This window comes from Pseudogemmobacter faecipullorum (genome assembly GCF_020539525.1).
In the GTDB taxonomy this organism is placed as follows: domain Bacteria; phylum Pseudomonadota; class Alphaproteobacteria; order Rhodobacterales; family Rhodobacteraceae; genus Pseudogemmobacter; species Pseudogemmobacter faecipullorum.
The window spans coordinates 68,869-88,339 of the sequence record NZ_JACDXX010000002.1 but is presented as its reverse complement, the minus strand read 5'-3'; the positions used below and the strand labels follow the sequence as shown (position 1 = coordinate 88,339).

The window sequence follows — 19,471 nt, the reverse complement described above, 5'->3', positions numbered from 1 at the left end:
CCGCGCCGCCGAGGAAAGCCGATGCTCCCGGAGAGGGAAGTCAGACCTTGCGACGCAACGGCACGCCGGGCAAAGTGCCGGGCAGGTGAATTGCGCATCAAGGGGAATGAAATGGATATTAACGATCTGAGCGGCGGGAATATTCTTCTCATCGCCCTCGCCCTGTTTGTCATCCTTTGCATCTTCCTCGGCGTCAGGATTGTGCCGCAATCCGAAAAACATGTGGTCGAGCGTTTTGGCCGGCTGCGCGCGGTGCTCGGGCCGGGGATCAATTTCGTCATCCCCTTCCTCGACCGGATTGCCCATAAGGTTTCGGTGCTCGAGCGTCAGCTGCCCACCGCCTCGCAGGATGCGATCACCGCCGATAACGTGCTGGTCAAGGTTGAGACCTCGGTCTTCTACCGCGTGACCGAGCCGGAAAAGACCGTCTACCGGATCCGCGATATTGATGGCGCGATTGCCACCACGGTCGCCGGCATTGTGCGCTCAGAAATTGGCAAACTGGAGCTTGACCAGGTGCAGTCCAACCGCAGCCAGCTGATCGAGCGGGTGCGCGAACAGGTCGCGGCCATGGTCGATGACTGGGGGGTCGAGGTGACACGGGCCGAAATCCTGGACGTCAATCTTGATGATGCCACCCGTTCGGCCATGCTGCAGCAGCTTAATGCTGAGCGCGCCCGCCGCGCCCAGGTGACCGAGGCCGAAGGCAAAAAGCGCGCGGTCGAGCTGCAGGCCGATGCCGAGCTCTACCAGGCCGAACAGCAGGCCAAGGCGAAGCGCGTCACCGCCGATGCCGAGGCCTATGCCACCGGGGTGATCGCCGAAGCGATTTCAAGGAACGGCCTTGAGGCGGCGCAATACCAGGTGGCCCTCGCGCAGGTCGGGGCCTTGGAAAGCATGGCAAAGGGCGGCGGCAAACAGACCATTCTGGTTCCGGCCAATGCGCTGGAAGCCTTCTCCAATGCTTTCGCCATGTTCAAAGGGCGGGTCTGAGATGGATCCGCTCTGGGGCAATGGCTGGATCTGGATGGCGGGCGGGGTGGTGCTGGGGATTATCGAGGTCATCGCCCCGGGCTTTTTCTTCCTCGGCTTTGCCATCGGCGCCCTGCTGACCGGGCTGTTGCTGCTGATCGGCCTGACACCCGGCCTGCCGGTCCTGCTGCTGGTCTTTGCCCTGCTGTCGCTGATCGCCTGGGGCCTCGTGCGCCGCCTTGCGGGCAAACGCGAGGGCCAGGTGAAAATCTGGGACCGCGATATCAACGATAATCCGTGATCTCCGCCGCTGCAGCCTTTCACGGCGCGAAGGCCGCTTTCCTGAACGGCAGCCGGGTGCTGACGCTGCAGCGCGATGACCTGCCAGCCCTGCCCTGGCCCGGCTATCACGATCTTCCCGGCGGCGGGCGTGAGGGCGATGAGGCGCCGGAAGCCTGTCTTCTGCGCGAGCTGGAAGAGGAATTCGGCCTGCGCCTGCCGCCCGGACGGCTGCGCTATCGCCAGAGCTGGCCCTCGATGAATGGCGCCGCCCTGCCCTCATGGTTTTTCGCCGGTGAGATCACCGCCGCTGAGATCGCGCAGATCCGCTTTGGCGAGGAGGGTCAGGGCTGGCAGATGATGGATATCAGCCGTTTCCTGAGCCATCCTCGGGCAATCCCGGCCCTGCAGGACCGGCTGCGGCTGGCGCTGCGCAATTACCCGCCGCCGGGGCTGATGCAGGCTCGGCTCTGACCAAGACCCCGGAGCAGCCCCTGCATCAGCCCGGGCGGGGCAGCAATCAGCCCGGCGCTGCGCGGATCTTCCCGATTGAACTGCAGGGTCTGACCGAAACGGTCACAGATCTCACAGCCCGCCGCCCCGGCAATCAGCGAGCCTGCCGCCGAATCCCATTCCCAGGTCGGACGCAGGGTCAGCATGGCATCGGCCTGCCCCTCAGCCGCAAGGCAAAGCCGGTAGGCCAGCGAGGAGCGAAACACCCGCTCGATCTGTGGCACGCCGCCTGGCCAGTCGCCGGGCTCGAGATTGGCGCGGTTGGTCATCAGTTTCGCACCGCTGAGGCTGGTGCGCTCACTGGCACGGATCACCCGGTCATTGCACCAGGCCGGGCCGCCAAGCGCGGCGCGATAGGTCAGATCGCGGGCCGGCAGATGCACCACACCTGCGCTCACCCTGCCGCTCCGCACCACGGCGAGCGACAGGGCAAATTCCTTCTCGCCCGCCAGATAGGCGCGGGTGCCGTCAATAGGATCGACGATGAACAGATCCTCATGACCGAGGCGCGCCAGATCATCCGGGGTTTCCTCGGACAGCCAGCCGTAACCGGGGCGCGCCGCGGTCAGCGTCTCGCGCAGAGCCCGGTCCACCGCCAGATCGGCCTCAGAAACCGGACCGGCATCGCCGGGCTTATCCCAGGCCTGGGGCGAGCGGCGCCAGTAAAGCAGCGCAATCGGCCCGGCGGCCCGGGCTGCCCGCTCAAGCAGCGCCATATCCGCGAGATTGCGATCAGGCCCCGGCAAGGGTCATCCCGTCGATCAGGATTGAGGGCACGCGGATTGACAAATGCTGGCGCGCGTCATTGGCCGGGACAATGCGGCGCAGCATATCGCGCAGATTGCCGGCGATGGTGCATTCATGCACCGGATGCGACAGCTGGCCGTTTTCGACCCACCAGCCCGAAGCGCCGCGCGAGTAATCGCCGGTGGTCGGATTGATGGTCGAGCCGATCAGCGAGGTGACCAGCAGCCCGGTTCCCATCTGCGCCAGCAGATCCTGACGCGAGGCCTGGCCCGGGCTCAGCTCCAGATTGGTCGCGCCGGGCGAAGGCGGGGCCGATGGCCCGCGCATCGCATTGGCGGTGGATTTCAGCCCCAGCCGCCGCGCGGTTGCCAGATCAAGCACCCAGCTTTGCAGCACACCATCACTGACAAAATCCTTGGCCCGCGTTGCCAGGCCTTCGGCATCGAAGGGGCGCGAGGCAGCGCCGCGCCGCCGCAGCGGGTCTTCATGCAGGCTGAAGCCCTCGGGCAGCACCGCCTTGCCCATCAGATCGCGGGCCCAGGAGGCGCCGCGGGCAATCGACTCGCCATTGATCGCCCCCATCAGATGGCCAATCAGCGAAGAGGCGATGCGCTCATCATAGAGCACAGGGAAAGTGCCGGTCGGCGGCTTGACGCCGCCAAGCCGCGCCAGGGCGCGCTCGGAGGCAAGACGGCCGATGCCTGCGGCATCGGGCATATCACTCAGATGGCTGCGCCCCTCGCCCGCGTAATCGCGCTCCATGGCCGTGCCCGAGCCGCAGAAAGCCACGGCGGCCCGGCTGTGGCTGGTGCGGCCATAGGCGCCGCAAAAGCCATTCGACTGCGCCAGCGCGATGGCACGACGCGAGAAACTGGCGGAAACCTCGGCCTGGGTGATGCCCTGAACCGACAAAGCTGCCGCCTCCAGCTCCCGGGCCGAGCGCTCAAGCGCCGCGGCCCCCGGATCTTCAGCCCGGTCTTCCAGATCGAGGAAATCCGCATTGCGCAGCGATGCCAGCTCGGCGCTGTCCGCAAGGCCGGTCGAAGGATCTTCCGGCGCCTCGCGCGCCATTGCCACCGCCCGCTCGGCCAGAGCGCGCAGGGTGGCAGGCGAGATATCCGAAGCCGAGACGCAGGCCTGGCGCTGGCCGATCATCACCCGCAGGCCAATATCAGTGCCTTCGGCCCGCTCGGCCTGTTCCAGCCGCCCCTGGCGGATATCAATCGACAAAGCCGTACCACTGACGGCCAGAGCATCGGCCTGATCGGCCCCGGCCTGCAGGCCCGCCTGCATCAGGGCGGCGGCAAGATCTGCAAGCGCCGGATTGGCAGGCGTGTCAGCGGCCATAATATCTCTCCGTTCTGTCGCTGCCTGATGAGGTAGTCTGCGCATTGCCCAGGTGCAAGCACCCGCCGCCTCTGCGCCTTTCATCCGGCGCAGAAGCGGTATGTGGCACCGCCAGCACTCAGCGAATTTTCATCCCGTTCAGCACCAGGCCCCCATCCTGGAACTCCAGCTCCGAGCGCAGGGTATCGGGCTTGTCACCCGCCTTGCCGATCACCAGCAGAGCGGCGCGGATCCCCTGCAGCTCTTCCGCCGAAATCCGGCCCAGGGCTGAAAGCTTGTCCAGGAAACCATAAACCCCCGAGGCCATGAAGCGCAGCTTCCCCAGCGGCGCGGGGATACCGCCCCAGCTCTCCAGATCTGCCATGTCAAAGCCCAGTCCACCCTCGCCGCCGAACTGCAGCCCGACCCCCTCCAGCGCCAGTTCGCGGATCTCAAAGCTGAGCTCGGCCAGCGGGGATTTGTCAAAGCTGAACCCTTCCGGCGCCAGCAGTTCCGGGAGCACCGCATAACGCCCCTCAAGCGTCACCGCCGCCGTCAGCTGCTCGCGCGGGAAAGCACCCTGGGGGTCAAGCTCTTGCCACATGCCAGCAGAGATATCGAAGCCGCGCAGGGCAAAGGCCGCGCTCCAGTCCTGCGGGCCGCGCAGCCCGTTCAGGCCCAGACGGAAAGCTGTGCGATATTCCCCGATCTGCAGCGCCGTCTCGGTCTGCGGCAGATCCGCCAGCCCGCCGTTGCCGGTCAGGCTGAGGCCGTTTGCCAGCAGTTCAAACCCGGCAGCCGTCTGATCGGCATCAAAGGCAAGCCTGGTGCCAGCCAGGGCAAAGTCGATTTCAACCGGAGCCTCACCCTCAGTGCCCGGCTGGGTGGTCTTCAGCTCGAGCCCACCCAGCTGCAGCGAGGATTTCACCCGGAACCCATCGGCCAGGATCTTCAGCAGATCGGCCGGGGCGCGCTCTGTCACCCCGGGCGCAGCCTGCGCCCCGTCAGGCGCATCAGCCGTCAGCGAGGGCGGGAAGGCGCCGGCGAAAGTGGCTTCGGTTTTTGCCAGCAGCAGCGACAGAACGATATCGCCCTGCGCCCGGCCTGACACCGCCGCCGCCGCCTCCAGCGCATCAAAACTCAGCGCCGCATCGATGCTGCGCAGCTGCTGGGCAAAGTCACGCGAATAGCGCAAAGCCGGGTTCTGCAGCGTGACCGCGAGATGGCCTTCGCCCTCTTCGGGCGGCCGGGCCGGGATGAAGCGGTCAAAACTGACTTTCAGCTCGGGGGCAGAGGCCTCAAAATCAGCCCGGTCATGAATGCCGCGCACGATCAGATGCAGATCCGGGGCCGCGACGCTGAGCACAACTTTCTCGCCGGTTCCCGGCGCGGCTCCGGCGGCTGCCGGGGTCTCGATGATCAGCGGGAAGGTCTCGGGCAGCACCACCGCAACCGAACCATCGGCCTGATTGGTCAGGGTCACCACCTCAACCTGCAGCACCCCGCCATCCTCACCGGTATCGAGGCGCAGATCACGCAGCACCAGCTTATTGCCCTCGCGGCTCTCCTTGGCACTCAGCACGGCACCGGCATCGTGCGCCTCCTCCTGCCAGGCCTGCCAGAGCTCATTTGCCACCAGCCCCTGGGCCAGGCTGAGGCCGGGAAAGAACGAAAGGCCCAGCGAGAGCAGGCCTGCGGAAAGGAGGGAAGAACGCATTATATGCTTTACAAAGTTCTGTCGGCCAGCCCGGACAGCAAGGAAGCGCGACGGGGCCCGGGCTGGCACAGCCCCGTCGCGCGTTCAGATCTCACATGATCTGCTGGCCATTCACGAACAGGCCCTTATTGCGGAATTCGATCTCGCTGATCAGCTGATCGGGGCCGGCACCCGGACGGGTGAACATCGCCAGGCCCATGCGCACGCCGGTCAGATCGCTGGCATCGATCACTCCGAAGGCCACCAGCTTATCGAGCAATGCCGAAATACCCGAGAGATTTACGGTGATCGTGCCGCTTGGGGCCGGGATGCCGCCAAAGGTGACTGTATCACTGTTATCAAAGGTCAGCGCGCCATTGGCTTTCACCTCGGCCCCGGTCAGCTTCAGCAAAAGCTGCGCCAGGTTCAGCGCTTCGAGCCGCATCGGCAGCTCCGGGGTTTCGGTCAGATCATCCAGCGACTGCCCGGCGAAAATATCGGTCAGCCAGGCACCTTTGCCGGTCAGATCCAGCACCGCAGTGATCGGATCACGCCCGAGCTGCCCGGCCGGATCAAAACTCTGCCAGATCTCATCCGAGAATTTCAGCTCGGCAAGCCGCACGAGGGCGGCAAAATCCGAGGCCGTTTCCGAGACCCCCACCGGCAGATCAAAGCCAAAAGCGATCTCGCTGAATGAAACATCGCCCGAGGCAATGCCGGTTTCCGGCAACGTCCCGGCAAATTCACCGGCCAGCAGCGACAGGCCGTAATCGAGGCGCTCTTTGTTGATATTGGTATGGAACCGGCCCGCTTCCATTTTGCCGCTGAGGGTCGAGATTTCCCCCGCTTTTTCCAGTTCCACGGCAAAGCTCATCGCCCCGGCTTCGCTGGTGCTGGCGACCTCAAACCCTGCGGCAATGGCCTGGGCCATATCGCTCATCAGCGCCGGGTCGATGAAGACCCCCGAGGATTTCCCGCTGATCCCGGCCAGATCAAACACCACGTTAAACCGCTCGTCATTCTCAGTGCCGCTGCCGCGCAGAGCAATCGCCCCCGAGCGGATGGTGCTTTCCAGCCCGAAGCCGCCATCGGGCCGGGCCGAGACCAGGTAGTCACCGGCCAGATCGGCCACCGTGGCGCTGAGCTGCACCGTTTCGGGCTGGCCCTGCGCGTCAAGCGAACGGACCAGCTCGAGCTGCAGCTTTGGCAGGGTGAAATCGTATTTCGTTGCCTCTGCCGTACCCGAGGCAATCACCACCGCGCCGGGCTGGCTGATCTTCATCTCGACTTTCGGTTTATCGGCAGGCTCGCCCGGCTCTACCCAGTAGAGCGGCCAGGTCTCGGAGGTTTTCACCTCAACCGTACCATCGCCGCGATCTGACAGCACCAGGCTGTCAACCTCGGTGATGAGCTGACCGCCCGAGCCATCGGCAAAGGTCGAGCGCAGGCCTTTTATCTCAACCGAGCTGCCGTTGCGGTCTTCCGATTCCACCGTGAGAGTGACGCCGGTTCCGACTGTCTGCGCTTTCCAGCTTTCCCAGACCTCCTCAGGGGTGATCGAGAAAGCAGCGCCCGCCTGGAACAGTAAAATAACTGCAGTGGAAGCAGAAAGCGTCCAGTGTTTCATAACCGGCCTCACATAAAATCAATCGCCGCATCGTCCTTCGCCATCCGGCGGGCGTCAAGTGCGGTTGACAGCGCTCTGATCACAAAGCACCGATCACGCAAGCCCGTTCTGCCCTGGTGTCGCATAAGGAAAACCTGACCGATGATTGCTGTCGAAACGCGCGGGGCCTGTCATATCATCACCCTGAACCGCCCGGAAAAGGCCAATGCGCTGAACCGGGCGATGCTGGAGGCGGTGATCGCTGCGGTCGGCGCAGCCCGCGAGGCAGGGGCAAAGCTGCTGATCCTGACCGGCACGGGCAAGGTTTTCTCAGCAGGGGCCGATCTTGGCGAAGTGGCACAGGGCCTCGCTTCTGAAAGGATCTGGGAACAGGCCTCCTCGGCCCTCGCGGCCTTTCCGGGGCTGACCATTACCGCGCTGAACGGCACGCTGGCAGGCGGGGCCTTTGGCATGGCGCTTGCCTGCGATATCCGCCTTACAGTGGCAGAGGCGCAGTTTTTCTATCCGGTGATGCAGCGCGGTTATCTGCCACAGGCCGCCGATGCACAAAGGCTGACGGCGCTGATCGGCCCGGCACGCTGCCGCCGGCTGCTGCTATGCGGCGAACGCTTCAGCGCCGGAGAGGCCCTTGCCATGGTGCTGATCGATCATATCGCCCCACGCGAAGGCCTGACCGATGCCGCCCTCAGCTTCGCAGGCGATGTGATACAGGCCAGTCCGGCCCATGTGGCGGCGATCAAGGCGATATTGCCACCGCTCTGATCCTGCTCTGATCCTGCTCAGTTCGCGGCCAGAAAATCCTGTACCGCCGGGCCGAGGCCCTCAACGATCAGCTTTACCCCCGCTTTATTGGGGTGAATGCCATCGCCCTGCATATAACGCGCCATCGAGGCCGGATCGGCAGGATCGGCCCCGCTGGCCAGCAGGCCGGTGAAGAAATCGGGGTAAAGTGCTGCGCCATATTCCGCCGCCAGCTCGGGATAAAGCGCATCGAAACCAGCCTTATACTCCGGCCCCCAGTTCAGCGGCGCTTTCATGCCAACCAGCAGCACCGGCAGGCCGCGTGCCTTTGCCGCTTTCAGGATACCTGCAAGATTGCTGCGCACCCCGGCGACCGGCAGGCCGCGCAGCATGTCATTGCCGCCCAGCGTCACCATCAGCGCATCAACTTCCGGCCCCAGCGCCCAGTCGATCCGCGACAGCCCGCCCGCCGTGGTATCGCCCGAAACCCCGGCATTCTGCAGCGTGACCCCGACCCCCGCCGTGGTCAGCCAGGCCTGCAGCTGCGGCACCAGCCCCTCGCCCTCATTCAGCCCATATCCGGCGGTAAGGCTGTCGCCAAAGGCGAGCAGCACCACCGGCCCGGTTTCGGCCCCCCTCTCAGCCCCGGTCTCGGCGCGCGCGGCCACAGAGCCCAGAAACACCAGGCCTGACGCAAACGTGAGGTTGCGCAAAGCCCGGGCCAGGCCATATCCGAAGAAACCCAGCTGCCGCAGAAAGTACCGCATGACCGTTCAAACCCTCTCGTCTGTGCCTGCTCCGGCTCTCACCGCAGCACCCGTGATGTCGCTGAGCGATGTTGCGCTGACCTTGCAGGGCAATGCGGGACCGGTGGCGATCCTGAAAGGCATCACGCTGAAGGTCAACCAGGGCGAAACCCTCGCCCTGACCGGCCCTTCGGGTTCGGGCAAATCTTCGCTGCTTATGCTGATGGGCGGGCTGGAAACCGTCTCGGGCGGCCGGATTGAGGCGCTCGGCCATGATCTGAGCACGCTGGATGAGGATGCCCTGGCCGCCTTTCGCCGCCGACATATGGGGGTGGTGTTCCAGTCCTTCCACCTGATCCCGAATATGACGGCGCTGGAAAACGTGGCTTTGCCGCTGGAGCTTGGCGGCGAGAAACATGCCTTTGAGCGCGCCGCGGCCGAGCTGGCTGCCGTCGGCCTCGGCCATCGCGGCGATCACTATCCGGCGCAGCTTTCGGGCGGCGAGCAGCAGCGCGTGGCGCTGGCCCGCGCCATCGCGCCACGCCCGCCGATCCTGCTGGCCGATGAGCCGACCGGCAATCTCGACGGGGTGAATGGTCAGGCGATCATGGATTTGCTGTTCTCGCTGCGCGACCGCGACGGCGCCACCCTGATCATGGTGACCCATGCGCCGGAACTGGCGGCGCGCTGTGACCGGGTGATACGTCTTCAGGACGGGCAGCTGGCCTCTGAGGTCCGCGCATGAGCCTTGCCTTCCGGATTGCCCGGCGCGAGCTGAGGGGCGGCCTGCGTGGCCTCAGCGTTTTTCTGATCTGTCTCGCGCTTGGCGTGGCGGCGATTGCCGGGGTAGCCACGCTGCGCGCCTCGATCCAGCAGGGGCTGACCGATCAGGGCAGCGTGATCCTCGGCGGGGATGCCGAGATGCGCTTCACCTATCGCTTTGCCTCGGACGAGGAACGCGCCTTCATGGCCGCGCATGCTGACCGGGTGTCCGAGATCGTCGATTTCCGTTCGATGGTGCTGACCGAAGGCGATCAGGCGCTGACCCAGCTGAAAGCCGTCGATGGCAACTGGCCGCTCTATGGCGAGGCGCTGCTGGAGCCTGCCATGCCGCTCGCCGAAGCCCTGGCCGGCAAAGAGGGCCTGCCCGGCGCAGTGATGCATCCTTTGCTGATCGAGCGGCTGGGGCTGGCCCCCGGCGCAAGCTTCCGGCTTGGCACGCAGAGCTTCATCCTGATGGCTGCCCTGACCGCCGAGCCCGACAGTGGCGCCGAAGGTTTCTCGCTCGGCCCGCGCACCCTGGTGGCAACCGACAGCCTGCGGGATTCGGGCCTGCTCTCGCCCGGCAGTTTGTTTGAGACCAAATACCGCCTCGCTCTGCCGCCCGCCGCCGATCTGCAGGCGCTGGAGCAGGAGGCGAAAGCCGGTTTCCTCGACAAAGGTCTGCGCTGGAGCGACAAGCGCCGCCCTGCGCCGGGGATTGAGCGCTTTATCGACCGGATGGGGTCTTTCCTCGTGCTCGTTGGCCTCGCCGGGCTGGCGGTCGGCGGGGTTGGCATTTCGGCAGCGGTGCGCGCCTGGCTTGAGGGCAAGGAAAAAACCATCGCCACGCTGAAGACCCTGGGCGCGCCCTCCTCGCTGATTTTCCGCAGCTATCTGATCCAGATCGCCGCCATTGCCCTGACCGGCACAGTGCTCGGCCTGGTGCTGGGCGCCGGGCTGCCGCTGATCGCCGCCCCTTGGATTGAGGCCTCGCTGCCCTTCCCGGCCCGCATCACCCTTTCCGCGCCCGCTCTGGCCGAAGCGGCGTTCTACGGATTGCTGACCGCGCTAATCTTCACCCTGCTGCCGCTGGCCCAGGCCGAGAAAATCCGCGCTGCTGCACTGTACCGGGGCGGGTCGCGCGGCTGGCCGCGCAAACGCTGGCTGGCGGTGCTGGCGGGGCTGGTCCTGCTGCTCCTCGCAACCGCAGTCCTGCGCTCGGGCATCCCCGAACTGGCACTTGGCACCGCAGGCGGCATCCTCGCGGCGCTGGCGCTGCTGGCGCTGACCGCCTGGGCGATCCGCCGCTTTGCCCGTCGTCTTGCCCGCGCCAGGCTGGTGCGGGGCCGCCCGGCCCTGCGCGCCGCCCTCGCCGCTATCGGCGGGCCGGGCAGCGAGGCGCTGCCGGTGGTTCTGTCGCTTGGCCTTGGCCTCTCGGTTCTGGCGGCGATTGGTCAGATCGAGGCCAATCTGCGCATGGCAATCGACCGCGACCTGCCCGAGCGCGCCCCTGCCTTTTTCTTTGTCGATATTCAGCCCGATCAGATCGGCGGCTTTATCGATATGGCGAAATCTGCCCCTGCGGTCAGCGCTTACCAGACCGCGCCGATGCTGCGCGGCGTGGTCTCGCAGATCAATGGCCGCCCGGCGCGTGAGGTGGCGGGCGAGCACTGGGTGGTGCGCGGCGACCGGGGCATTTCCTATGCCGGGGCTTTGCCCGAGGGCACAACCCTGACCGCCGGCAGCTGGTGGGCTCCGGATTACAGCGGCGATCCGCAGATCAGCATGGCCGCGAAAGAGGCAGGCGAGCTGGGCCTGACCTTAGGCGATCAGCTGACGGTCAATGTACTGGGCCGCGATATCACCGGCACCATCACCTCACTGCGCGAGGTGGATTTCTCTTCGGCGGGCATGGGCTTTGTCATCGTGATGAATGAGGCAGCGCTGCAAGGCGCACCGCATTCGCATATTGCCACGCTCTACGCCCCGCCCGAGGCTGAGGCGCCGATCCTGCGCGCGGTGACCAGCACTTGGCCCAATGTCACCGCGATCCGCATCCGCGAGGCGGTGGACCAGGTGAGCGATGCGCTCGGCGCGATTGCCCGGGCCACCGCCTGGGCGGCGGCGGGCACCATCCTGACCGGCTTTGCCGTGCTGATCGGCACCGCTGCGGCGGGCGAGCGCGCCCGGGTCTATGAGGCGGCGCTGCTGAAAGTGCTGGGGGCCAGCCGGGCGAGGATCCTTGCCAGTTTCACCCTGCGCTCGGTGCTGCTCGGCGGCGCAGCCGGGCTGGTCGCGGTCTTTGCCGGGGCGGCTTCGGCCTGGGCGGTGATGCGTTTCGTGATGGAGGCCAGCTTCCGCTTCGAGCCGGTCTCGGCCATGGCGATCATCCTCGGCGGCATCCTTGCCACGCTGCTGGCGGGTCTGTTCTTTGCTTTGCGCTCGCTGCGGGTGCGCCCGGCGCGGGTGCTGCGATCTGAGGGCTGATGCCCCCTTGGGCGGGGTCTGGCCCCGCCCGGATCACATCTGCGATTCCAGCGGCAGATAACGGCAGGCCAGCGCCACAGCGCGGCGCCAGATCCCGGCCTCCGGCTCGCGCGGGAAATCCCGGCCAGCGGCCTGCCAGCGCAGCCCGCCCCGGGCGTTCAGCCCCAGCTCATAGGAATAAAGCCCGCTGATCTCTTCGGTGAAGATCTGCTCCATCCGGGTGATCAGCGCCTGATGGCGAAACAAAAGCCCCATTTCGGTGTTGAGCGAGCTGGAACGCGGGTCGAAATTCAGCGAGCCGATAAAGCCGGTCTCGCCATCAATGGTGAAAGCCTTGGTATGCAGGCTGGCCCGGGCCTTGCCACGAAACGACATGCGCTTGCGCCCGCGCCGCAAAGCCGGGCGCATCTCATAAAGCTGCACCCCGCCCTGAACCAGCCGGCGCCGGTAGCGGGCATAGCCGCCATGCACCATCGCCACATCGGTCGCCGCCAGCGAATTGGTCAGCACCCGCAAACGGATGCCCCCGGCAACCATAGCCTCCATCTCAGCCGCACCGGCCTTGCCCGGCACGAAATAGGGCGAGGTGATGGTGATGCTCTGCTTTGCCCCGCGCAGCAGCGGATAGAGGCTCTGCATCATCCAGTTCTCGCCCTTACGGCCCAGGGTTTTTTCCGGCGGATCGGCCACCAGCTCAACCCCGTCGCACCAGTAGATCTCCGGCCCCTCCCGGCCGGGCAGAGCGGTTTCGCCTGCAACCGCCTCGCGAAACCGGGCGCTGATCGCGGAACCGGCCAGGGCCTCAAGCCGGTCCCGCAACCGGCCAAGCCAGTCCTCGCGCTCGTCCCGGGGCAGCAGATTGCGCGCCGGCAGCGCCACCTCGCTGTTCCAGTACTCATCAAACATCTGCGCGGTCTGTGCCACCACCGGGCCCAGCGCCAGCAGGTCCATATCGCGGAAGTAAGAAACCTCGGAGGCATCGAAATAGGCATCGGCAATATTGCGGCCGCCGAGGATAACCAGCCGCCCATCGGCAATCATCGCCTTATTATGCATGCGCCGCGTCACGCTGAAGGCGCGCAGCATCATCTCCAGCCCACGCCTCAGCCCGCCCTTGCGCGCCCTTGTCGGGTTGAACAGCCGCAGCTCAATCTGCGGATGGCTGCTCAGGGCACGGAAGGTGCGGTCATCGGCCTCCACCCCGATATCATCGAGCAAAAGCCGCACCCGCACGCCCCGGTCGGCAGCTGCAATCACTTCGCGCAGCAGCAGACTGCCGGTCAGATCCTCTTTCCAGATGTAATACATCAGATCGAGCGAACGGGCGGCCTCACGCGCCATGGCCACCCGAGCGGCAAAGGAGGGCATATTTTCCTCGAGCAGCACCAGTCCAGTGTGATCGGGATGCGCGGCGCTGAGCGCGGCGAGGCGCTGATCCAATGCGCTGCCGCTGCCCGCCTCCAGGCTATAGGAGGGCTCGCCCCGCGCAAGCCGGGCAAAGCGGCCCCAGGCAGAAATCGCCAGCAGCGAAGCGAGGCTAAAACCCGCCCCGGCAATCAGCAGCATGATAACCCAATGTGGCATTAACGGCCTGTCCCTGTCGCGCCAAACAGACACCCGCAGGGCAGTCGCCGTCAATCCCGCTCCGGCCCGGCCACTATGGGCCTGAACTTCGGAGCGCCCGGCGGCCGCAGGCCCGGCCCTGATCCCGCTCTCGCCTCTTGACCCCTTTGCCTGCATGCGACACGAGAATGGGCTTTGGCACAGGCAGAGACGGGATCAGGTTCATGCAGGATGAGGCCTTTCACATTGAGGGCGAGGCCCGCCCGGGGCGCTGGCTGATCACCTGTGACCATGCCAGCAACCGGGTGCCGGACTGGGTGAATGGCGGGGATCTGGGCCTGCCCTCCGAGGATATGCAGCGCCATATTGCCTGGGATCCGGGCGCGGCGGGGGTGGCCTCGGCGCTGGGGCGGCTTCTGGACAGCCCGGTCATCTGCTCAGATTTCTCGCGTCTGGTGATCGATCCCAATCGCGGCGAGGAGGATCCGACCCTGGTGATGCGCCTGTATGACGGCTCGGTCATTCCCGCCAATCGCCGGATCAGCGAAGCCGGGATTGAAGAGCGTCTGGCCCGGCTCTGGCGGCCCTATCACGCGGCGCTGGCGCAGCTGGCGGCCCGGCGGGCCGATACGGTGATCATCGCCATTCACAGCTTCACCCCGCGCCTGCGCGGCGGCGCTGAGCGGCCCTGGCAGATCGGCGTGCTGCATTCGCATCTCGACAGCCGGCTGTCTTTGCCGCTGATCCGGCACCTGCGCGCCGATCCAGCGCTCTCTATCGGCGATAACGAACCCTATTCCGGCCATCTGCCCGGCGATGCGATTGAGCGCCATGCCCTTGTCCCCGGCCGCCAGAACACATTGATTGAGGTCCGCAATGACCTGATCACCACGCCTGCGGCCTGTGCGGCCTGGGCGGCGCGTCTTGCGCCGGTGATTGAAGCAGCCCTGAAGGAGGCCGAACATGGATGACCAGACCCGTATCGAACTGGAGGCCGCAACCTTCCGCGCCCTGATGCGGCATCTGCTGGAGGCCCGGCCGGATGTGCAGAATATCGATCTGATGACTCTCGCAGGCTTTTGCCGCAACTGCCTGAGCCGCTGGTATCAGGAGGCGGCGGCCGGGCGCGATATCCCCCTCTCCAAGGACGAGGCGCGCGAGATCGTCTATGGCATGCCCTATGCCGACTGGCTGGAAAAACATCAGACCGAGGCCGATGCCGGCAAACATGAGGCCTTTCAGGAAGCGTTTCGCCGCAATGTCACCGAGGCGCCGAGGGGCTGAGGCGCTGAGGCGCTTTTGCGAATCAGTCAGGCACCCCCTGATTACCCGATCAGAGGCGCGACCCCGCCCGGGGTTGCGCCTTACTGCTATTGTCGGAGCTGCCCTCCTGCAGCCCCTGCGACCAGGTTTCCACTTTGGCGACAAAACCCGGGATAAACGCAGAATTTCCAGGGAAACCACTGAAATCTCCCCGGTTTTGGCCCGGGAATTTGACAGAGGCAACCTCCCTCCGCAAAGTGTCACCGTATTGCACTGAGATATTTCACGAGACTTGTGCCTTTGGGAGGCCGCCTGATGGAATTACTGTTTTTTCTGCCATTTTTGCTTGCTGCTGGTGCCGTCGTCGCGCTGAAAGATGATGACGAAGAAGAAGACACCTCCTCCCCTACGCAGAGCGAGGGCAGCCCCGAAGGTGACCTGTTGCAGGGCGATGGTGATGCCGAGCAGCTCCATGGCTATGCCGGCAATGACACGCTGCTGGGCAATAACGGGGCGGATACGCTTTACGGCGGCGAGGGCGATGATTCTCTGCATGGCGGGGCCGGGCCGGATCAGCTCTATGGCGGGGCCGGTACAGATTCGCTGATGGGCGGCATCGGCAATGACTTTCTCAGCGGCGGCAGGGGCGATGATATCGTCTATGGCGGCGAGGGCGATGACCGCGCGCAGGTCGGGGCCGGAGATGGCAATGATCAGATCTTCCTTGGCGGTGGCCAGGATCTGCTGAATGCCGGCGGGGCCGATGGTGATCTGCTGGCGCATGGCGGCACCGGGGACGATATCCTGATCAGCGGCAGCGGCGATGACACGCTTTACGGCGATGAGGGCGATGATGCGCTGCTGTCTCATGCCGGCCGCGACAGCCTCTATGGCGGCCTCGGCAATGACCTGCTTTACGCGGTCGACACCCAGTCCGGCACGGATCCCGATCAGCTGTTCGGGGGCGCTGGCGATGATGAGCTGATCGGCGATGGCGGCGACAGCCTGACCGGGGGCACGGGCCATGATATGTTTGTCTTTGATACGCTCGGCCGGGGTGAGGGGATGATGACCATCACCGATTTCAACCCGCGCGTGGATGAGCTGGCGGTGAATATCGATATGGAACCCGATGATGTTGAACTGCTGATCCGCGCCGATGGCGGCAATTCGATCGTAACAATCAACGGGGTAGACAGGATCCTGCTGCAGGGCATCCGCCCTGAACAGGTCGACAGCAATAACTTCTGGTTCTCGAACCAGACCGGGGCCCCCGGCCTTGAGATGCTGCAGGCAAACCGCGCCGGGCTGTAAGCGCATTTTGAGCGTTTTAAAAGCCGCCTGCCCTTTGCGGGCAGGCGGCTTTCCGGTCTGTCAGATCCGCTGCAATCTCAGATCGCGGCTTTACGCATCTCATCGAGATAGATCTCGCGCAGACGCGGGGCGACCCTGCCCGGTTTACCAGTGCCAATGGCCGCGCCGTCGATCTCAACCACCGGCATCACAAAGGCCGAGGCCGAGGTGGTGAAAGCCTCATCTGCGGCTTTGGCTTCCTCAACGGTGAACAGCCGCTCCTCAATCTCGAACTGGGCTTCTTTGGCAAAGCGCAGCACGGCGGCCCGGGTGATGCCATGCAGAATGTCATTCGACAGCGGGCGGGTGATGATCTTATTGCCCTTCACGATATAGACGTTATTCGACGTCCCTTCGGTGACATTGCCGTCCTCAACGAACCAGGCGTCATCAACCCCGGCCTTTTTCGCCATCATCTTAGCCATCGACGGGTAGAGCAGCTGCACGGTTTTGATATCGCGGCGGCCCCAGCGGATATCGGGGATCGAGATCACGCGCAGGCCGGTCAGGGCCTGGGGGTTATCGGCCAGACCCGGCTTGTCCTGGGTGAAGAGCACCACGGTCGGCGCCACGCCCTCGCCCCAGGCAAAATCACGGTCGCCCGGATTGCCGCGAGTCACCTGCAGATAGACCATGCCATCGGTGATCTTATTGACCGCGACCAGCTCGCGATGCGCGGCCAGCCATTCATCAGATGTCAGCGGATTGCTGATCCCCAGCTCATCAAGCGAGCGCTGCAGGCGGATCAGATGGCCGCTGAAATCGATCAGCCTGCCGCCGAGCACCGAGGTCACCTCATAGACGCCATCCGCCATCAGGAACCCACGGTCAAAGATGGAAACCCTGGCCTCGGTTTCCGGCAGGTAAGTGCCATTCAGATAGACGGTACGAGTCATTTTATCCCCAGAGCGTGGTTTCGGGCGGATGCAGCGTTGAAAGGTCATAACGCAGCGGATGTTTTCGGTCTTCTGCCAGCAGAAGCGGTCCGTCAAGATCTACAAAAGAGGCCCCGCCCGCGAGCAAAACCGCCGGAGCCATGGCCAGAGAGGTGCCGACCATGCAGCCCACCATCAGGCCAAAGCCTTGTTTTACAGCTTCCTCGCGCAGGGCCAGAGCCTCACTCAGCCCGCCGGTTTTGTCGAGCTTGATATTCACCACGTCATAGCGGCCATGCAAAGCTGCAAGGCTGGCCCGGTCGTGGCAGCTTTCATCGGCACAGACCGGCAAGGGGCGCTCCATCTCGCCCAGAGCCTCATCCTGGCCGACCGGCAGCGGCTGCTCGACCAGCGCCACACCCATCGCCACCAGCCGCGGCGCAAGATCGCGGTAGACCTCGGGCGTCCAGCCTTCATTCGCATCCAGAATCAGCCGCGCGCGGGGCGCCCCCCTGCGTACCGCCTCCAGCCTCGGCATATCATCGGGCGTGCCCAGCTTGATTTTCAGCACCGGCCGGCTGGCATTGCGCCGGGCCTGCTCCTCCATCCGTCCGGGCGTGTCGAGAGACAGGGTAAAGGCGGTGATCAGTGGCCCGGGCGCCACCAGTCCGGCCAGTTGCCAGACCGGGCAGCCGCTGGCCTTCGCCTCCAGATCCCAGAGCGCGCAGTCAACCGCATTGCGCGCCGCCCCCGGTGGCAGCGCCTGCTGCAGATCCGCACGGCTGATACCGGCGGGCAGCGCCGCGATCTGCGCCGTGACGCTGGCGAGGCTTTCGCCGTAACGCCCATAGGGCACGCATTCGCCGCGCCCCTGCACCCCGCCGCGCGACACGGTCACGCACAGCACCTCGGCCTCGGTCTTGGAGCCACGCGAAATGGTAAAGACCTGCGCGAGGCGGAAGCGTTCAGCACTGACAGAAATCATCGATCCTCCGATCACCCGTGAGAGCCTGCCGCGCCATCCGGGAGCCTGCGGGCGGGAAAGCTGTCGCAAGAATGCCGCGCCCCGGCAAGGGGATGCACAGGGCCTGCCGACAAAGGACCGCAACATTCACGCTGCAACTGCAGCATTTCCTTGCAAGCCGCAGCGCAATATTATACCGATTTTTGTGAATGATAAGAAACATGATTACAACAGGACTGCCAGCATGAGTTTTCGCATCCAGCCCAGCCCCCTCGCCCGCCCGAACCGCTGCCAGCTGTTCGGCCCCGGTTCGCGTCCGGCCTTGTTTGAGAAAATGGCGGCTTCTGCGGCGGATGTGATCAATCTCGATCTCGAGGATTCGGTCGCTCCCGGCGACAAGGACAGCGCAAGGCAGAATATCATCCAGGCGATCAATGAGATCGACTGGGGCAAGAAGACCCTTTCGGTGCGGATCAACGGCCTCGACACGCCTTACTGGTACCGCGATGTGGTCGATCTGCTGGAACAGGCGGGCGAGCGGCTGGACCAGATCATGATCCCCAAAGTCGGCTGCGCGGCCGATGTCTATGCGGTCGATGCTCTGGTGACGGCGGTCGAGCGGGCCAGGGGCCGGCAGAAGGCCATCACCCTTGAGGTGATCATCGAAACCGCAGCGGGCATTGCCCATGTCGAGGAAATTGCCGCCTCATCGCCGCGCCTCGCCGCGATGAGCCTTGGCGCGGCTGATTTTGCCGCCTCGATGGGGATGCAGACCACCGGCATCGGCGGCACCCAGGAAAATTACTATATGCACCGCGAGGGCGCGAAATACTGGTCCGACCCCTGGCACTGGGCCCAGGCCGCAATCGTTGCCGCCTGCCGCACCCATGGCGTGCTGCCGGTCGACGGGCCTTTTGGCGATTTTTCCGATGAAGAGGGCTTCCGTGCCCAGGCGCTGCGCTCGGCCACGCTTGGCATGGTCGGTAAATGGGCAATCCATCCAAAGCAGATCGCGCTGGCGAATGAGGTCTTTACCCCTTCACAAAACGCCGTGACCGAGGCCCGCGAGATACTCGCCGCGATGGAACAGGCCAAGGCTGCCGGTCAGGGCGCGGCCACCTATAAGGGGCGGCTGATCGACATTGCCTCGATGCGCCAGGCCGAGGTGATCGTCCGTCAGGCTGAAATCATTAACGCCGGGTAAAAATCATCTACGCCCGGCAAGGGAATCCGTTGACACATTGCTGTTTCATTGTGCAAGCTGCCCTCAACCAAGCCTGCTGAGACAGCAGTTCTGAAATACCCGCACCGCGACCCATGGGGAGGGGAGGCCCCACGCGGCAGACGGGAGTTGCGCACCCCGCAGTGAAAACTGCGGGGTGTTGCTGTCTCAGGCGATCCCTGCTGCATCCTGCGACGCAGAATCTGCCGCCTTTTCCCCTTTCTTTGAGACATCTGGCGGCGAAGGCCCGCCACTTTCGCCGCTTCCTGACATGAGCCTGCGCGGCTTAGTTGCACTTTGGTGTCACTGTCGCCATATAGGGGCGATCAGAACGA

At 64.9% G+C, this 19,471-nt stretch carries 18 protein-coding genes; 10 read left to right on the top strand and 8 right to left on the bottom strand.

Annotation, left to right across the window (positions count from 1 at the left end):
- The first annotated feature begins 111 nt into the window (after nucleotides 1–111).
- Genes H0485_RS02235 through H0485_RS02225 form a run of 3 tightly spaced genes read left to right on the top strand, consistent with a single transcriptional unit; the run spans nucleotide 112 to nucleotide 1,725 of the window.
- Complete coding sequence (locus H0485_RS02235; protein ID WP_226933729.1) at nucleotides 112–993, top strand: SPFH domain-containing protein; 882 nt, start codon at nucleotides 112–114, stop codon at nucleotides 991–993.
- A 1-nt stretch (nucleotide 994) separates the two neighbouring features.
- Nucleotides 995–1,273 carry an NfeD family protein gene (locus H0485_RS02230; RefSeq protein WP_226933728.1) on the top strand — a complete coding sequence of 93 codons (279 nt, stop codon included), beginning with the start codon at nucleotides 995–997 and terminating at the stop codon, nucleotides 1,271–1,273.
- Nucleotides 1,270–1,725, top strand: coding sequence for an NUDIX hydrolase (locus H0485_RS02225; RefSeq protein WP_226933727.1), 456 nt, complete (start codon nucleotides 1,270–1,272; stop codon nucleotides 1,723–1,725). The genes H0485_RS02230 and H0485_RS02225 overlap by 4 nt, the downstream gene beginning before the upstream one ends.
- Here the strand turns inward: H0485_RS02225 and H0485_RS02220 are convergent.
- From H0485_RS02220 to H0485_RS02205, 4 genes are all read right to left on the bottom strand, one after another.
- Nucleotides 1,689–2,480 (bottom strand): 3'(2'),5'-bisphosphate nucleotidase CysQ, encoded by a 792-nt coding sequence (locus tag H0485_RS02220; protein ID WP_226933990.1) that lies wholly within the window; start codon nucleotides 2,478–2,480, stop codon nucleotides 1,689–1,691. The two genes, H0485_RS02225 and H0485_RS02220, sit on opposite strands and share 37 nt — an antisense overlap.
- 16 nt (nucleotides 2,481–2,496) lie before the next feature.
- Entirely contained in the window at nucleotides 2,497–3,858 is a 1,362-nt protein-coding gene (locus H0485_RS02215) for a TldD/PmbA family protein (protein ID WP_435531464.1), read from the bottom strand.
- Nucleotides 3,859–3,976: 118 nt separating this feature from the next.
- Nucleotides 3,977–5,554 carry a DUF2125 domain-containing protein gene (locus H0485_RS02210; protein ID WP_226933726.1) on the bottom strand — a complete coding sequence of 526 codons (1,578 nt, stop codon included), beginning with the start codon at nucleotides 5,552–5,554 and terminating at the stop codon, nucleotides 3,977–3,979.
- A 91-nt stretch (nucleotides 5,555–5,645) separates the two neighbouring features.
- Nucleotides 5,646–7,160 (bottom strand): DUF2125 domain-containing protein, encoded by a 1,515-nt coding sequence (locus H0485_RS02205; protein WP_226933725.1) that lies wholly within the window; start codon nucleotides 7,158–7,160, stop codon nucleotides 5,646–5,648.
- Nucleotides 7,161–7,301: 141 nt separating this feature from the next.
- Between H0485_RS02205 and H0485_RS02200 the strand changes: the two genes are divergently transcribed.
- A complete protein-coding gene (locus H0485_RS02200) occupies nucleotides 7,302–7,922 on the top strand; it encodes an enoyl-CoA hydratase/isomerase family protein (protein WP_226933724.1) in 621 nt (206 codons plus the stop codon).
- Between the two features lie 17 nt (nucleotides 7,923–7,939).
- Here H0485_RS02200 and H0485_RS02195 read toward each other — a convergent pair whose 3' ends face one another.
- A complete protein-coding gene (locus tag H0485_RS02195) occupies nucleotides 7,940–8,668 on the bottom strand; it encodes an arylesterase (protein WP_226933723.1) in 729 nt (242 codons plus the stop codon).
- A 55-nt stretch (nucleotides 8,669–8,723) separates the two neighbouring features.
- On the opposite strand from H0485_RS02195, the gene H0485_RS02190 reads away from it, so the two are divergent.
- Nucleotides 8,724–9,392, top strand: coding sequence for an ABC transporter ATP-binding protein (locus tag H0485_RS02190; protein ID WP_435531466.1), 669 nt, complete (start codon nucleotides 8,724–8,726; stop codon nucleotides 9,390–9,392).
- Nucleotides 9,389–11,896: an ABC transporter permease gene (locus H0485_RS02185; RefSeq protein WP_226933721.1), complete on the top strand. Its 2,508-nt coding sequence runs from the start codon at nucleotides 9,389–9,391 to the stop codon at nucleotides 11,894–11,896. The genes H0485_RS02190 and H0485_RS02185 overlap by 4 nt, the downstream gene beginning before the upstream one ends.
- A 33-nt stretch (nucleotides 11,897–11,929) precedes the next feature.
- Here H0485_RS02185 and H0485_RS02180 read toward each other — a convergent pair whose 3' ends face one another.
- On the bottom strand, nucleotides 11,930–13,480 hold the full coding sequence (locus H0485_RS02180) for a phospholipase D family protein (protein WP_226933720.1): 1,551 nt from the start codon (nucleotides 13,478–13,480) through the stop codon (nucleotides 11,930–11,932).
- Between the two features lie 203 nt (nucleotides 13,481–13,683).
- On the opposite strand from H0485_RS02180, the gene H0485_RS02175 reads away from it, so the two are divergent.
- The 3 genes from H0485_RS02175 (at nucleotide 13,684) to H0485_RS02165 (ending at nucleotide 16,036) form a co-directional block, all read left to right on the top strand.
- Nucleotides 13,684–14,430, top strand: coding sequence for an N-formylglutamate amidohydrolase (locus tag H0485_RS02175; protein WP_226933719.1), 747 nt, complete (start codon nucleotides 13,684–13,686; stop codon nucleotides 14,428–14,430).
- Nucleotides 14,423–14,743: a DUF1244 domain-containing protein gene (locus H0485_RS02170; RefSeq protein ID WP_226933718.1), complete on the top strand. Its 321-nt coding sequence runs from the start codon at nucleotides 14,423–14,425 to the stop codon at nucleotides 14,741–14,743. The genes H0485_RS02175 and H0485_RS02170 overlap by 8 nt, the downstream gene beginning before the upstream one ends.
- A gap of 294 nt (nucleotides 14,744–15,037) precedes the next feature.
- A complete protein-coding gene (locus H0485_RS02165) occupies nucleotides 15,038–16,036 on the top strand; it encodes a calcium-binding protein (protein WP_226933717.1) in 999 nt (332 codons plus the stop codon).
- 77 nt (nucleotides 16,037–16,113) lie between these two features.
- On the opposite strand, the gene H0485_RS02160 is transcribed toward H0485_RS02165, so the two are convergent.
- Both H0485_RS02160 and dgcA read right to left on the bottom strand, forming a co-directional pair.
- Nucleotides 16,114–16,971: a D-amino-acid transaminase gene (locus H0485_RS02160; RefSeq protein WP_226933716.1), complete on the bottom strand. Its 858-nt coding sequence runs from the start codon at nucleotides 16,969–16,971 to the stop codon at nucleotides 16,114–16,116.
- 1 nt (nucleotide 16,972) lies between these two features.
- A complete protein-coding gene (dgcA, locus tag H0485_RS02155) occupies nucleotides 16,973–17,935 on the bottom strand; it encodes an N-acetyl-D-Glu racemase DgcA (RefSeq protein ID WP_226933715.1) in 963 nt (320 codons plus the stop codon).
- Between the two features lie 223 nt (nucleotides 17,936–18,158).
- Here dgcA and H0485_RS02150 point away from each other — a divergent pair, with 223 nt between their 5' ends.
- Nucleotides 18,159–19,118 carry an L-malyl-CoA/beta-methylmalyl-CoA lyase gene (locus tag H0485_RS02150; RefSeq protein WP_226933714.1) on the top strand — a complete coding sequence of 320 codons (960 nt, stop codon included), beginning with the start codon at nucleotides 18,159–18,161 and terminating at the stop codon, nucleotides 19,116–19,118.
- Nucleotides 19,119–19,471: the final 353 nt, after the last annotated feature.

What these genes read in the sequence shown, in the direction of transcription:
- H0485_RS02215 (WP_435531464.1), bottom strand. Translation starts at nt 3,858, where the DNA reads ATGGCCGCTGACACGCCTGCCAATCCGGCGCTTGCAGATCTTGCCGCC.
- dgcA (WP_226933715.1), bottom strand. Translation starts at nt 17,935, where the DNA reads ATGATTTCTGTCAGTGCTGAACGCTTCCGCCTCGCGCAGGTCTTTACC.
- H0485_RS02220 (WP_226933990.1), bottom strand. Translation starts at nt 2,480, where the DNA reads ATGGCGCTGCTTGAGCGGGCAGCCCGGGCCGCCGGGCCGATTGCGCTG.
- H0485_RS02160 (WP_226933716.1), bottom strand. Translation starts at nt 16,971, where the DNA reads ATGACTCGTACCGTCTATCTGAATGGCACTTACCTGCCGGAAACCGAG.
- H0485_RS02190 (WP_435531466.1), top strand. Translation starts at nt 8,724, where the DNA reads ATGTCGCTGAGCGATGTTGCGCTGACCTTGCAGGGCAATGCGGGACCG.
- H0485_RS02170 (WP_226933718.1), top strand. Translation starts at nt 14,423, where the DNA reads ATGGATGACCAGACCCGTATCGAACTGGAGGCCGCAACCTTCCGCGCC.
- H0485_RS02235 (WP_226933729.1), top strand. Translation starts at nt 112, where the DNA reads ATGGATATTAACGATCTGAGCGGCGGGAATATTCTTCTCATCGCCCTC.
- H0485_RS02175 (WP_226933719.1), top strand. Translation starts at nt 13,684, where the DNA reads ATGCAGGATGAGGCCTTTCACATTGAGGGCGAGGCCCGCCCGGGGCGC.
- H0485_RS02165 (WP_226933717.1), top strand. Translation starts at nt 15,038, where the DNA reads ATGGAATTACTGTTTTTTCTGCCATTTTTGCTTGCTGCTGGTGCCGTC.
- H0485_RS02205 (WP_226933725.1), bottom strand. Translation starts at nt 7,160, where the DNA reads ATGAAACACTGGACGCTTTCTGCTTCCACTGCAGTTATTTTACTGTTC.
- H0485_RS02230 (WP_226933728.1), top strand. Translation starts at nt 995, where the DNA reads ATGGATCCGCTCTGGGGCAATGGCTGGATCTGGATGGCGGGCGGGGTG.
- H0485_RS02210 (WP_226933726.1), bottom strand. Translation starts at nt 5,554, where the DNA reads ATGCGTTCTTCCCTCCTTTCCGCAGGCCTGCTCTCGCTGGGCCTTTCG.
- H0485_RS02180 (WP_226933720.1), bottom strand. Translation starts at nt 13,480, where the DNA reads ATGCCACATTGGGTTATCATGCTGCTGATTGCCGGGGCGGGTTTTAGC.
- H0485_RS02195 (WP_226933723.1), bottom strand. Translation starts at nt 8,668, where the DNA reads ATGCGGTACTTTCTGCGGCAGCTGGGTTTCTTCGGATATGGCCTGGCC.
- H0485_RS02185 (WP_226933721.1), top strand. Translation starts at nt 9,389, where the DNA reads ATGAGCCTTGCCTTCCGGATTGCCCGGCGCGAGCTGAGGGGCGGCCTG.
- H0485_RS02200 (WP_226933724.1), top strand. Translation starts at nt 7,302, where the DNA reads ATGATTGCTGTCGAAACGCGCGGGGCCTGTCATATCATCACCCTGAAC.
- H0485_RS02150 (WP_226933714.1), top strand. Translation starts at nt 18,159, where the DNA reads ATGAGTTTTCGCATCCAGCCCAGCCCCCTCGCCCGCCCGAACCGCTGC.